The sequence below is a fragment of the Mycobacteriales bacterium genome (assembly GCA_035533475.1).
In the GTDB taxonomy this organism is placed as follows: Bacteria; Actinomycetota; Actinomycetes; order DATLTS01; family DATLTS01; genus DATLTS01.
Map to the genome: position 1 here is coordinate 100063 of DATLTS010000014.1, position 13489 is coordinate 113551.

13 protein-coding genes are annotated in these 13489 nt (G+C 71.1%); 4 read left to right on the forward strand and 9 right to left on the reverse strand.

Going from position 1 to position 13489, the window contains the following annotated elements; all coding sequences use genetic code 11:
- Nucleotides 1-12 precede the first annotated feature (12 nt).
- Nucleotides 13-990, forward strand: a complete 978-nt coding sequence (locus tag VNG13_01995) for a glycosyltransferase (GenBank protein ID HVA59291.1) — start codon at nt 13-15, stop codon at nt 988-990.
- Here the strand turns inward: VNG13_01995 and VNG13_02000 are convergent.
- From VNG13_02000 to VNG13_02025, 6 genes are all read right to left on the reverse strand, one after another.
- Nucleotides 987-2258, reverse strand: coding sequence for a methyltransferase domain-containing protein (locus VNG13_02000; GenBank protein HVA59292.1), 1272 nt, complete (start codon nt 2256-2258; stop codon nt 987-989). The genes VNG13_01995 and VNG13_02000 overlap by 4 nt on opposite strands.
- Nucleotides 2259-2320: 62 nt before the next feature.
- Nucleotides 2321-2932 (reverse strand): acyltransferase, encoded by a 612-nt coding sequence (locus tag VNG13_02005; protein HVA59293.1) that lies wholly within the window; start codon nt 2930-2932, stop codon nt 2321-2323.
- A gap of 54 nt (nt 2933-2986) precedes the next feature.
- Nucleotides 2987-3934 (reverse strand): glycosyltransferase, encoded by a 948-nt coding sequence (locus tag VNG13_02010; protein ID HVA59294.1) that lies wholly within the window; start codon nt 3932-3934, stop codon nt 2987-2989.
- Nucleotides 3931-4770 carry a hypothetical protein gene (locus VNG13_02015; GenBank protein ID HVA59295.1) on the reverse strand — a complete coding sequence of 280 codons (840 nt, stop codon included), beginning with the start codon at nt 4768-4770 and terminating at the stop codon, nt 3931-3933. The genes VNG13_02010 and VNG13_02015 overlap by 4 nt, the downstream gene beginning before the upstream one ends.
- An 8-nt stretch (nt 4771-4778) precedes the next feature.
- On the reverse strand, nt 4779-5543 hold the full coding sequence (locus VNG13_02020; GenBank protein ID HVA59296.1) for a 2OG-Fe(II) oxygenase: 765 nt from the start codon (nt 5541-5543) through the stop codon (nt 4779-4781).
- A gap of 34 nt (nt 5544-5577) precedes the next feature.
- Nucleotides 5578-6504 carry a glycosyltransferase family 2 protein gene (locus VNG13_02025; GenBank protein HVA59297.1) on the reverse strand — a complete coding sequence of 309 codons (927 nt, stop codon included), beginning with the start codon at nt 6502-6504 and terminating at the stop codon, nt 5578-5580.
- A gap of 26 nt (nt 6505-6530) precedes the next feature.
- On the opposite strand from VNG13_02025, the gene VNG13_02030 reads away from it, so the two are divergent.
- A complete protein-coding gene (locus VNG13_02030; protein HVA59298.1) occupies nt 6531-7427 on the forward strand; it encodes a sulfatase-like hydrolase/transferase in 897 nt (298 codons plus the stop codon).
- 46 nt (nt 7428-7473) lie between these two features.
- Here the strand turns inward: VNG13_02030 and VNG13_02035 are convergent, their stop codons facing one another.
- From VNG13_02035 to VNG13_02045, 3 genes are all read right to left on the reverse strand, one after another.
- The gene (locus tag VNG13_02035; GenBank protein ID HVA59299.1) at nt 7474-8919 is read right to left on the reverse strand and encodes a sulfatase-like hydrolase/transferase; all 1446 of its coding nucleotides are present in this window, start codon (nt 8917-8919) and stop codon (nt 7474-7476) included.
- A 66-nt stretch (nt 8920-8985) separates the two neighbouring features.
- The gene (locus tag VNG13_02040) at nt 8986-9921 is read right to left on the reverse strand and encodes a hypothetical protein (GenBank protein ID HVA59300.1); all 936 of its coding nucleotides are present in this window, start codon (nt 9919-9921) and stop codon (nt 8986-8988) included.
- Nucleotides 9922-9925: 4 nt separating this feature from the next.
- The gene (locus VNG13_02045) at nt 9926-11161 is read right to left on the reverse strand and encodes a glycosyltransferase family 4 protein (GenBank protein HVA59301.1); all 1236 of its coding nucleotides are present in this window, start codon (nt 11159-11161) and stop codon (nt 9926-9928) included.
- 223 nt (nt 11162-11384) lie between these two features.
- On the opposite strand from VNG13_02045, the gene VNG13_02050 reads away from it, so the two are divergent.
- Entirely contained in the window at nt 11385-12218 is an 834-nt protein-coding gene (locus tag VNG13_02050; GenBank protein ID HVA59302.1) for an ABC transporter permease, read from the forward strand.
- Nucleotides 12215-13423 carry an ABC transporter ATP-binding protein gene (locus VNG13_02055; GenBank protein HVA59303.1) on the forward strand — a complete coding sequence of 403 codons (1209 nt, stop codon included), beginning with the start codon at nt 12215-12217 and terminating at the stop codon, nt 13421-13423. The genes VNG13_02050 and VNG13_02055 overlap by 4 nt, the downstream gene beginning before the upstream one ends.
- The last annotated feature ends 66 nt before the right edge of the window (nt 13424-13489 follow it).

Genomic DNA, 13489 nt, shown 5'->3' on the forward strand with positions numbered 1-13489 from the left:
AGACTCCGCCCGGTGACCGGGCCGGGTGCGGAGCTGCTCATCTCCGTGTGCGTAAGCACTCGCAATCGGTCCCACCTGCTTCCTCGCCTCGTGACCGCGTTGGAAAACCAGGTGCTCGGTCCGGACGCCTTCGAAGTCGTCGTGGTCGACGACGGCTCTACGGATGACACCTGGGAGGTGTTGGAGCGGCTGCGCGCGGATTCCCCGCTGAAGCTGACTCTCATCCGCAACGACGAGTCGCAGGGGCCGGCCGCCGGCCGCAACCGTGCCTGGCAAGCGTCCAAGGCGCCCGTCGTCGCGTTCACCGACGACGACTGCGAGCCCACGTCCTTGTGGCTGTACGTGGGCGCGGAGGCGATGGCCGAACCAGGTCGGATCGGCGTCGGGCGGGTCATCCCGCATCCAGGTCAGATGCACCTGGTCGGCCCGTTCTCCTACACCCTGTGGGTCGACGAGGGAGTTCTGCTGTGGTTCGCAACGGCGAACCTGTTCTACCGCCGGACGGACCTGGAGGCTGTCGGCGGATTCGACGAGTCGTACCGGTTTCCGGCCGGGGAGGACACGGACCTCGGGCTGCGCATCGTCGAACACGGCGCCAAACCGACGTTCCTGCGCCGCGCTCTCGTCTACCACGATGTCCGACCGAGCAGCTTCGGTGCCATGCTGCGCGACCAGAGGCGCTGGCAGGACATTCCCGGCGTGGTCGCTCGGCATCCGATCCTGCGGCAGCGGGCGCTGACCGCCGGGGTCTTCTGGAAGCAGTCGCACGCCCGGCTGCTGCTGCTCTTCCTCGGCGTGGCGCTGACCCCGCGGGATCGGCGGGCATTGGCGCTGACTCTGCCCTGGCTGCACTACCGGACCTGTGTCCAGCCGCTGTGTGAGGGGCCGCGACGCAGATGGGCCGTGCTTCCCGGTGCCATGGCGATCGAGCTCAACGAGATGCGGCACATGATCCGTGGCTCGATCCGGCACCGAACCTTCGTGCTCTAGCCGGACCGGCGGTCGACCGGATCCCCACCGGGGCCGGTCTCCACGTCGATCGTTCGCGCCGAGACGAGCCGCCGCAGGGGGTTGCGAGTCGGGCGGCCCCGGTAGACGAGCAGATGCGAGCGCCCGTGGAAGCGCCGGTAGTAGAGCAGCCCGTGTCGGCGGGCTCGATCCACCAGTCGTTCGATGGGCAACGCCCGGTGCAGGTGCGTGTCGGCCGGCTCCGGTTCCAGCAGGTTCACGACGACCAGCCGGGCCAGCGCCTCGAGCCGTGCCAGGAACGCGAACGGGTCGGCCACGTGCTCGATGACGTCGAAGGCGTAGGCCGTGTCGAAGCCGCCCGGCACGATGCCTTCGATGTCGTGGATCGGGGCGGTGAGTCCGCTGTCGGCCAGTCGCCAACGCAGAAACGCGGTACTCGGGTTGTCGAAGTCGGCGAACTCGACCCGGTAGCCGAGACGCAGCAGCCGAACCCCGTCGGCGCCGACCCCGCAGCCGTAATCCAGCAGCCGACCCCCCGGCGGGGTGAACTGACGCAGCACCGCCCGGTAGGGACGCTTGGTCGGCCAACTTCCGAACGCGGTCAGGTCGTAGAGGTAGGCCCGGCTCGACCGGTAGAACGCGAGCTCGTTCTCGGCGGTCGCCTCCTCCCGCTCCACCGCGCCACGGTGGTCCAGTAGGTCGGCTTCGTCGAAGCCACTGCCGAGGTAGGCGCGCAGCTGCGCCAAGTCGAAGACGTCGGACCAGCCGTCGACGAAAGCGGCCAACCCGTCGGCGGCCGGCGCGGGCAGCGAGTCCGGTGCGTGCCATCGGACACCGGTCTCGGCGACCGAGCGGCCATAGTCGCGGATCGCCTCGACATCGAGCCGGGTAGGGCAGCGCACCCGAGCCCGGGGTTCGGCCAGAAACTCGAGACCGGTGGCGCGGAGCTCGATCTCCAGCCGCGAGGCGTCCCCGCCGTCCAGGGCGACGACGGTTGCCGCCTCGCCGAGGGCCGCGGTCGGACCCGAAATGTTCCAGGTGTGGAATCGGGTCGCCCCGGGCCAGGGGGCTGCTCCCAGCACCAGCCGGCCGCGCGGGCTGCCACGGTGCTGGTCGAGGTGGCGGCGGACCAGGTCGCCCGCCGGTCGCACCCCGCCCCGCAGCAGCAGCAGGAGCGGTCGCCGCGAGACGTCGACGGCCGCCCGCACCGCCGCGACCGCGCCACCGGCGTCCACGACCATGACGTCGGCTCCGTCGCGCACGGTGTCGCGCAAGGCCTCGACCGTCACCTGGGTGGGTGCGCACCGACCGTGGCCGTCGATGACGATCGTCAGGTCGCGAGCCGACGCCGCTAGCACTCGAGCCCGGCCGGCCGCCGGTCCGGTGGCCCGAAATATTCGACCACGCGCGCGGGGACGCCGACCGCGAGGCAGTAGGCCGGGATGTCGCGATTCACCAGCGCGTGCGCACCGACGACGGCGCGTTCACCGACATTGGCGATGATCGTGCATTTGCTCAGGATCACCGCCCCCGCCCCGATGTCGATCGGGCGGAAGTCGAACCCCTGCTCGAGGAACGGGATCGTGTGGTCGCGGAAGCGATGGTTGCCGTCGGCGATGAACACCGACTGCCCGAACTGGGCATCAGCTCCGACTGTCACGGTCGTGGTGCATTGAATGAGGGCATTCGAGGTGAAGACCGCGCGAGGTCCGATCTCGACCCGCCCATCTCCGGCGATCTCGCAGACGAAGCCCCGCCGGAACTGGCAATCGGGACCGACCACGAAGCTGCCCTGCTGCCAGATCTCCAGGGAGAACCCCGGCCCGAGATGCACCGGGCCGTTGAACTCGACCCGGCAATGGCGATGGGTGGCGAGGACGGACAGTCGGCGCAGGTCCGAGGCCAGTCGACGACCGGAGCGGTAGCGCAGCGTCCACGGGACGCGTCGCCAGGCCGGGGACACCCGGCAATGTTACCGGCCCAGCGGACACTCAGCCGATGCGCTCAGCCGATGCGCTCAGCCGATGCGGTTTGCCGCTGCCTCGGCCGACTCCCAGCCCGCCCGGTAGGCGGCAGCGACCTGCTGGCGGTACCACAGGTCGGCCCCGGTGCGGATCCGGCCGGCCACCGGCCCCCGCCGCCGGAGCAGGGTCTCCGGTGTTGCGGCGGCGAGCGCCGGCCACCACCGGCCGGTCGGCGGTCGACCCGCGGCGTCGCGGAGGAGGTCGCCGAAGAAGGGCCGGAACCAGTCGTGCTTTTTCGCCATCAACCATTCGGCTTCACCGCGGCTGCGGTAACGGTCCCGCAGTCGGTCCAGCCGGTAGGGGTGCAGGTGGTGCACCAGCGCGGACCGGTCGTAGCGGATCCGCAGCCCTCGCTCGGCCAACCGGAAGCCCAGGTCCAGATCTTCGTAGTCGAAGCGGAACTGCGGATCGAACCCGCCGGCCGCCTCGAAGAACGTGCGTTTGAGTGAGACGTTGCAGGAGTAGAACCGGCCCCAGCCGGCCTCCGCCCCGTCCGTGATGCCGAAGTCGAATTGGGTCAGGGATCGGTCGATCCAGCGGATCAAGCCGGTCCGACGTACCGCGCGGTGCCACTCCACATGACCGAGAACGGCAACCTCCTCGCCCGTGTCCGCCCGGTGCCCGTCCAAGTGACGGCCCACCAGCGAACGCGTCGGGACCATGTCGTCGCCAAGCAGCAGGAGCAGCGACCGGCTGGTCACCGCCGCGCCGACGTTGCGCGCCCCGCCCGGCCCGGTGCGCTCCTGTTGGACGGTGCGCAGCGCCAGTCCCCGGGCGCTGGCCGAAAGATCGGGGACAACCTGGTCGGTGCCGTCCACCACGACGACGACCTCGAAGCCGGTGGTGTCCTGCCGCCCGAGCGCCGACAGCGTCACGCGCAGGATGTCCCAGCGGTCGCGGGTGGGAATGACGACGCAGACGTCGGAACCGCTGACCGTCACTGCGCCTCCGGTGGCAGGAGGCGGTGGGCGGCCCGCCAGGCCTCGGGCAGGGTGGCCTCGAGGGTCGAGTACCGCGCCGAGTCGAAGATGTGCGCAAGGTAGATCTGCTCGGGCCACGCCCGGTGGTATTCCTCAGCGGGGAGCTCGTATTTGAGGCCGTGCAGGGGACCGATCTTGCGATGCCCGTGGGTGTCGTTAAAGTCGATGATCGCGGCCCGTTCCCCGGCGAAATCGCTCCAGCCGTAGCCGAAGATGTCGTCGAAATAGCACGCGACTCGGGGCAACAGCCGCTCGGCGGGTGCCTCGAAAACGGTCAACGCGGCCCGGGTGGCGGTGTACAGATCCAGGTCGAAGGCGGCGAAACCCACCGGCGGCGGTTCGCGGGACAGCCACCCGCCGAGGGTGTCCTCGACCCGGCCGATGACCAACTCCGCCCGGCGCAGGCGGGCCCGGAGCTCCGGCTCGTCCATCGGGAGGATTCCCGGCTCGATGGCCCAGGGCAGGTCCCGGGCATCCTGCGGTGGCGGCATGCCGGTCCCGATGTCGAAGCCGAACACGTCGACTCGCACCGGGAACAGCCTCTCCGCCGCGTCCGCCGCCCACTCGAGGGCGATCAGGCCGTTGCCCCCGGCGACGCCGAACTCGACCGCACTCACCGACGCGAGTCCGAGGGCACTCGCCAGCCGGGCGGCGTGCAGGACCCCCCACAGATACGCGGGACGGCTCCGCGGCCAGCGGTCCCGGGCCCAGACGTAACACCCGGTGGTGCTGGTGCGGTCCGCCCCCGCGCTCGCGTCGGGGGGGGCCACCGGGCGGCGGCCGAAGCGGCGGGTCAAGCGGCGGATCATCGGGCACCGGTGAATCGGTTCAGCCGCCGCCGCACGGCGCGGGCCACACCGGATCCCGCCGGTGCGGCGTCCCCCCGGAAGAGCGTGTTGTGCGCGCGGACGGTGCGGTCGGGCAGCGAGTAGTAGTACATCGCGAGCGAGCGGCGGGCGCGGTCCGGCGGGCAGGCGAGCGGTCGCGGGTGACCGTGGAAGGAGCGCGAGGTGGTGGAGAAAACGACCGCCCGGTTGAACTTCGGCTCGATGAGGACCTGCGGTCCGGACGCCGGGCTCCCCCACAGTTCCAGTGCGCCGCCGAAGGCGGGATCCCAGTCATGGTTCAGGTAGATCAGAAGATTGAGGCGACGTTGCAGCCGGGTGAGCGGGTGCAGGTTGAAGTCGGCGTGCACCTCGAGGAACCCCCCGGCTTGGATCTGGTGCAGGCCGCCGCCGTGCAGGTGCGGATCCGGGACCAGTCCGCCGATGCCGGTGAGCGCGCCGAGGAAATCGAGCATGGTCGCGGCGTTGAGTTCGTGGAGGAGTTGCCGCGTGACCGGTCCCATCGCCGACTCGTCGCGGGACGCCAACTTGCGCTCGTGTTCGCCGTCGAAGCGCCACCAGTCGTCCCGGTCGGGGCTGGGGAACTCGTCCAGGACCCGATCGAGCACGTCGGCAGACAGGAAGGAATCGAAGACAGCGTGCGGGAACGGGGCGGCCGCCGCATAGGCAGCGGCCGTGGACGCCGCCAGCTCGAGCAGGCGGGTTCGGTCGAGGAAGTAGGTCATCGTTGCCGCGCAGTCTAGGCAGCAGACCCGCCGGTCAGGTGGGGATCGTTCGGCCCAGAGCGCGGTACTCGCTGGCGATGGCCCACCACTCGTCGGCTAGTTGAAGGTCCCCGCGGTTCCGGGCCTGGTCGGCGACCCGCCGGGCGATCCGAACATTGAGGCGTCGGAACATTTCCGCCGACACGGCGCCGCGGTATCGGCGGTACACCCGCTGGGTATTGACCATGACGTGGCGCCGGCGGGAGGTCCCGTAGGCCTGGGCCCCGGACGCGTTCCCCACATGCTCGACGACGGCGCCCGGCTCGAACCAGACCCGGTATCCGTGCCGACGGGCGCGCCAGCACCAGTCGACATCCTCCGCGTACATGAACAGTGAGTCGTCGAACCCACCCACCGCGTCGAGCGTGGACCGCGGGATGAGCAGCGCCGCACCGAACGCCCAGTCGACCGTTCGGGGCCGATCGTGGTGCCACGAGCCCTCGAGGCACAGCCGGTCCGCCCACCGCTGTGGCAACCGCTCGCGCAGACCGGAGGCGTAGAGACCGGCGATGGCGAGCGACGGGAACGGGTAGGTCGAATGCTCGAGCCCCCCATCGGGGCGGACCAGGCGGGGCGCGACCGCCGCCACCCGCTCGTGGGCCGCCGCGGCGGCCACGAGGCGGCCCAGCGTGCCGGGACGCGGGCAGGCGTCACTGTTCAACGGGAACAGGAAAGGCGCGCGGCATCGGGCCAGTACGGTGTTGACGCCGCCGGCGAACCCGAGGTTGGTGGCACCCGCGCTCACCTCCACCTCGGGTAGGGCCTGGCGGAGAGCCGCGACGGTGCCGTCGGTGGAAGCGTTGTCGTGAACCACGACCCGGAAGGGGACGCCTTGGTCACTGTTAACCAGGCGGCGCAGCAGCCGGGTCGTCAGCTCGCGGGTGTTCCAGGTCACGACGGCGACATCGACGAGCGGCGGCATATACCGGACGCTACCCGGGCCGACCGGTGAGACGCAGCCGACCGCAGCAACGGCCAGGGCCGCCGGAAGCCGCCGGACGGCCGGAGCCGCCACCGGGCGCGCAGCACCTCGTGGTCCTGGTGCTCGACAGCCTTCGCTACGACTCGTGGGTCGCCGCCGCCCCGGTGGCGCTGTCGCGGATCGGGGCGGTCGAACGGCGATACAGCTACGCCTCCTGGACCGCGCCGTCGCACTTCAACATGTTGATGGGTCTACTGCCTCACACGTCGCCGACGGGAGTCGTCGCGAGCGATTACTACCAACGGGACTTCGCCCGGTACGGCCAGCGACTCGGCGTCACCGGCATCGACTTCCCCCGCTTCCTGCCGCAGCTGTGGCTCCCGCATTTCCTGCGGAGCACCCTGGGCTACCGCACGCACGCCTACGTCTCCATGCCGGTGCTCAATCCGGACACCCCCCTGAACCGGGATTTCGACAGCTACGAGCTGATGCCCCGCCACAACGACCTGGCAACGATCCTGCCGCGGATGCGATTCGACCGGGGGCCGAGCTTCCACCTGGTGAACACCGGGGAGACCCACTACCCCTACGCCCCGCCGGACGAGCCGCCGGACAGTTGGCCCCGGATCTCCGGCCTGCACGGCGCGTTGCGTGACCTGGGCGCCGCGCCGAGCCAAGGGCGCCAGGGGTTGCCGTTCGACCGCGCCGAGTTGCGCGCGCTTCAGGACCGCCAGATCGAGGTGGTGCGGTCCGTGGACACCGTGGTGGAGCGGCTGATCGACATGGTCCCGGACGACACCTGGCTGGTCGTAACCAGCGATCACGGGGAACTGTTCGGCGAGGACGGGTTCTTCGGGCACGGGCCGATCGCCCACGAGAAGGTGATCGAGGTTCCGTTCGTCGAAGGCCAGGTCCCACGCTGAAGGCCAGTCCCGCGCTGAGCCGGTCCCGCGCTGAGCCGGCGACGGGCTACATGTAGCCGAGCATCCGCATCGAGGCGTGCAGATCCTCCCGGTTCCCCCCGACCGAGCCGGGGTCTTCGATGACGTCGGTCAGGGTGGCCACGGCCGGGTGATCGAGGGCGGCCCGCAGCCGTGGCAACCGCTGCGACAGCTCCGCCGGAAGCACCCCCGCCGCGTCCAGCGGGGCCAGCTCCTGGGGATCCGACTCGAGGTCGTAGACGTCCTCCCCGCCCGGGTGACGGACCAGTTTGACCCGGTCGTCCCGGGCTGCGGTCAGCGAGCGAGTGAGCCGAACCACCGCAGCCTCCGACAGCCCCCACGCGTCGGCCGCGACCCCGATCCGCGGGTCGTCGGCGTCGGCGAACCCGTCGAGCTGGGCGACGGCGACACCCTCCGGCACCGCCTCCTCCCGCCACACCGCATCGTCCAAACCGGCGGCCGCGGCGAGGAACCCGGGCAGGCTGGCGAGGCTGAACGGACTGGCCGGCACCTCGGGTGCGCCCCGCAGGACGAGCGGGACGTGCGTCAGCCGATCGTCCAACGAGACGGCATGCCCGATCAGGCCACCCTCGCCGAAGTTCTCACCGTGATCACTGGTGACGACGAGCAGCGTGTCGTCGAGGCGTCCACCCTCGGTCAGCGTGTCCAGCAGCCGGCCGAGCCAGTCGTCCATGGAACGCACCGAACGCAGGTAGAGGTGGCGCATCCGGGCCAGCGAGCGCGGCGATGGCCCACGCCCGGTCACGCAGGCCTTGAAGACCCCCTCCAGGGTCAGGTGGCGGCGGGCGTCCCAGCCGGCGAGGGCGCGGGACCACGGGCCGAGGTCGTTGTACGGACGCGGCGGCAGGAACGGCGAGTGGCATTCGAAGACGTTGACGAACAAGAAAAAAGGCCGGCGCGGGTCGGCATCGGCGAGCATGCCGCGAACCGCGCCCTCCACGGCGGTCAGGCCATCGTCGACCTCCGCCCGGATCGCATCCGACAGGTAGGCGAACGACCGGCGCAGACCGGCGCCCGCCACCAGATGGTTGCGCTGGGAGCGCACGGTGACGAACCGCGAAATCCCGAGGTCGAATCCGGACAGCTCGCCCACCCAGACGCTCGCGGACGCGGCCATCGTCTGATACCCGGCGGCCTGGAGCGCGACCGGCAGGTACCGGCGGCCGACCGTCCGCAGCGCCTGGGTGGACACCGACATCGGGCCCTCTGGGGCGTGACTCAGCCGGTGGCCCAGCCCCAACCGCCTGGGCATCAGCCCGGTGAGCATCGACATGTGCGACGGCAACGTCCAGTTCGCGACCGAGAACGCCTGCTCGACGGCCTGCCCGTCGCGCGCGACGGAGTCGATCACCGGGGTCACGTCGGGAGCCGCCCCGTAGGGCGTGAACGCGTCGGCCCGGGCGGTGTCGAAGACCACCAGCACGATGTTCGGGGCGCCGGACGAGGTGGGCACCTAGGGAGGGTACGGTCCGGCGGCCCCAGGGTCGCCGCCGGCCGCCGCCGGCCGCCGCCTGCAAGGTCACACCTCGGCGAGCAGGACGGCCCGCCAGAGGCCTTCCACCTGGTCGGTCTTGGCCAGCTTGTACGCCGTGTGCAGCCTGACCGTTCGGAAACCGGCGTCGATCACCATCTGGGCGAGCACCTCGAGCGACGGCAGCCACCAGACCACGTCATGCCATCCGCCGAGGTACTGGGTCGTCGGCCCGGCCGGTCCGGGCGGGAGGTCAAGGGTCACCGCGTCCGAGATCAGGGCGCGGCCGGCGGTGACCGAGCGGATCCGACGCAGCGCCTCCAGCGGCCGTTCGAGGTGCAACAGCAGATCGGCCACATGAACGAAGTCGAACCGGCCGACCCGCCCGGGATCCAGGTCGTAGACGCTGCCTTCGACCCGGCGAACCGACGACCCGAGCGCGTCGTGGGCGATCCGGAAGCCGGTGCCCAGCGACGTCTGGTGAACCTCGGCGGGGAGCGCTGGACGAGCCTCGGGCGGGAAGTCGAGCCCGGCCACGCTGGGCAGGTCGAGCGCGGTGGTCCGGGCCCCGCGGCGCTCCATTTCGAAGGCCCAGAACCCGTCGAAGGTGGCGACGTCGAGGGCGGTCAGGCCGGCCATGTCTTCCGGCAGGCCGTACCGGGCGACGACCGACCGGTGGTCGAACTGGCCCGGTGTGGTCACATCCCCCGGCAGGTCGATCGTGTGGTACCAGGATCTCGAGGCGACGCGGCGGGCCAGCGCTCCGCTGCCCGGGGCGGCCGGTCGGCCCGCGGGCGACAGGTTCACGAACGCCACCGCTGCGGCCGGATCCCGGGCCCGCACGTGCAGGTCGGGCAGCGGGTCGGCGAAGGTGACGCCGCCCGGCAGCCCGGGTGGCTCGAGAGCCCCGCCGGCTACGGCATCCGCGCGCCGCAGCTCCACCGACATTCGATAGCCGCGCCACCGCCACGACCGGCTGGGCATCTGGTCAACCACCTCCGCGGTGCATCGAACCACCGGGGCCACCCGGCCGCGCCGCCAGGACCTCCTCGTGCAGGGACTCCAGCTCGTCGGCGTACCGGTCGACCGTGTACCGGGCAGCAGTCGTGCGGCCCGCGGCGACCACCCGGTTGCGCAGAGCATCGTCAGCCGCGAGCCGGCGCACCGCGTCGGCGAGCGCCTGCGCGTCCCCGGCCGGGAACACGACGCAGTTGTCGCCGTCGCGCAGGTACTCGGCCGAGCCACCACGCGCGGTCGCGACGACCGGCCGGCCGCAGGCCATCGCCTCCAGCGGAACCAGCCCGAATGGCTCGTCCCATTCGCTCGGAAAAACCACCACATCGGCGGCGAGGTAGCGGCCCCGCAGTTCCCCGCGCGGACACCGGTCGAACTGCACCCGTTCGCCGAGCCCGAGATCCCGCGCGTATGCCGCCAGGTCCGCACGGTGCTGGCTGTGGCCACCGCCGATGATGGTGAGGGTGTGGTCCGCCGGCAGGTGGCGCATGGCCGCGACCGCGGTGTGCGCGCCCTTCGCCGGGTCGACGCGGCCGACGTAGAGCAGCCGCCCCGTCCACGCGCGCCGCGGCGACGCCGACGGGCCACCGGCGGGGAAGTCGACCGGGTCGATGCCTGGGGGCACGACCCGCCCGGCCAGGTCGGGCCAGCAGGCAGCCGTCCGCGCCGCGGTGAACGAGCTCACGAAGGCGGCAACCGACCCGTGCAGGGTCGGCGGCCCGGTCGGGAGTCCCGCCGCCCGACCGGCGAGGCGCCAGAGCCGGGAACGGCGGGCGTGCGCCTGCCACGGAACGAGACCTGGCAGGTAGCACAGCCAGTCGTCACCTACGACAAGGCCCATCGGCAGCCCGAGGCCCTCGACCGTGTTCAGCAGCCCGATGGACAGACCGCCCAGGTGCCACACCGATACGACGTCCGGCGCCATCCGGCGGATCGCGCGCCGAAGATGCCGGCGGTTCGCGGTCTCGGCAAGCAGGCTCGCGAGCGCGGAACCCCGCCGCTCGGACGCCGCCTCCCAGTCCCAGTAGGGGCGCAGCCGGCGCCACACGTTCCGGTCCTCCGGTGCGTCCACGGCCCCCGGAAGCCGGGAGGTGAGGACGCCTACCTGGTGCCCGCGCGCCCGCCAGCGTTCGAGGACGTCCCGGCAGGTGAGCTCGTATCCGCCGTAGAAATGCGGCGGATACAGGTTGGTCAGCGCGAGCACACGCATCGGGCGCGACCCCCCATCACGGGGTCAGGCTACGCGGGGCTGGGAGGCGGGATAGGCCGCCGGGCGCCGAGTGTGCAATTTCCGACACGGGCCCACGCTTGACCGCCGGCAAGGGGCGTCGGAAATTGCACACTCGCGGCTGGTCACGCCGTTTCGAGGGGTTCCTGGCGGGGGTTAGGCTGCGGGAGCATCGGGGCTCCCACCCGGGGCCGGGAGGGGTGACGTGACCGACGAGGTCGGCCCCGGCACCGCGCTGTTGGATCTCGCCGGCCGGCGCACCCCGGTCCACGAGCTGCTCGCGGACGCTTGGCGGATCCGCTCGGTGGTGCTGTTGCTGGCTCGCCGGGAGTTCGTGGTGCGCTACCGACGGGCCGCGCTCGGCAGCCTCTGGGCGATCGCCTTGCCTTTGCTTCAGGCCGTAGTGCTGGCGATCCTGTTCTCCAGGATCGTGCGGCTTCATCAGCCGCATTTCTTCGTCTTCGTCTTCGCCGGGATGACCGCCTGGGGGTTCTTCTCGGCGACCCTCCCCATCGGGGCGACCGCCATCGTCGACGGCTCCCAGCTGTCGAGCAAGGTCTATTTCCCCCGTCTGGTGCTCCCCGTGGCACTGGTTGCAGCCAATGTCTACGTCGTCATCGTGAACAGTGTCATCCTGCTGTTCGCCTGCCTGGTGTCCGGGATCGGCCTCGGTCCGCGAACGGCGCTGCTGATCCCGGCGGTCGCCCTGCTGCTCGCCCTCACCTTGACGCTGTCGCTGCTGCTCTCCGCGCTGCACGTGTACTTCCGCGACATCCGCTACCTCGTGCAGGCGGGGATGTTGCTCCTGTTCTACCTGACGCCGATCTTCTATCCGCTCCAGTTGGCCGGGCACCTGACGCTGATCGACCGGATCAATCCGGTGACCGGCGTTGTCGAGCTGATCCGAGCGGCCACGATCGGCGCCGATCCGCACACCACGAGCTCGGTTATCGGCTGCTGCGCGTGGATCGTCGGCACCGGTGCGGTGGCGCTCGCGCTGCACAGCCGCTACGACCGGCTGTTCTCGGATCTGCTGTGACCGAGCCGGCGATCCAGCTCAGCGCTTTGGGCAAACGCTACGTCCAGTACCGGGACACGCCGACCCTGGTTTCAGCCGCGCGCGGGCTCGGCCGGCGGACCCGGCGCGGCACCCTGTGGGCGGTCCGTGGTGTCGACCTGGTCGTTGAGCCGGGGCTGGCCCTCGGGGTGATCGGCCGTAACGGGTCCGGCAAGTCGACCCTGCTCCAGCTTCTTTGCGGGGTCACGGGCCCCACCGAAGGGCGGCTCCGGGTCCGTGGCCGGATCGCGCCGCTGATCGCGGTGGGGGTCGGGTTCCATCCGGAGCTGACCGGGCGGGAGAACGTCTTCATCAACGGCAGCATCCTCGGGCTGACCCGTCCGGAGATCGCGCGGCGCTTCGACGAGATCGTGGCCTTCGCGGAGATCGAGAACTTCATCGATACGCCGGTCAAGTTCTACTCGTCCGGCATGTTCGTCCGGCTCGGCTTCTCGGTGGCGGTGTGCGTCGACCCCGACGTCCTGCTCATCGACGAGGTGCTGGCGGTCGGGGATCTGGGCTTCCAGATGAAGTGTGTGGACCGGATGCGCCAGGCCCGCGACCGCGGCGCGACCGTGGTCCTCGTCAGCCACAACCTGAACGCCGTCCGCAACATGTGCGACCGGGTGGTGGTCCTCGAATCCGGCCGGCAGGTCTTCGACGGCGCCCCCGCGGAGGCCGTGTCCGCATTCCACCGGTTGATCGCCGAGAACCGGGACCCGGAGGGTAGCGAGATGTCCTGGGGCGGCCGGGCGGTCGGCGGCCGGGCGGCCATCGGCAACGTCGAGCTGATCGACGCCGACGGGAAACCGACGACGATCGTGGCCTCCGACGCGGAGGTGACGATCCGGCTGCGGGTCCGGGCGCTCCAACCGATCGAACGACCGTTCCTCGGGTTGTACGTGGGCGCGGAGAACGGCACCCGCGTGTACAGCGACAGCGGGTACGAGCATCCGATGCCCGCCCTGGCGGCCGGCGAGGAGCGCGAGTGCCGGATCCGGTTCCGCCCGACCCTGGTCACCGGGACCTACTCGTTCCAGGTCAGCCTGGCCGACCGGAAGGAGCGCTCCGGGGAAACCGTGCAACTCGCGGTGGGCCCGCAGATCCTCGCCTTCGTCACCGGCCGGTCGCTCGCCAGCGGCGTGGCCGACCTGCGCGCGGAATTCGACGACGTCTCTACCGAGTAGGCCGGCCGGTCAGCGGTGGTCGAGGCGACCCCGCAGATGGCGGAGATGGCGAACCGGGCGTGGTGG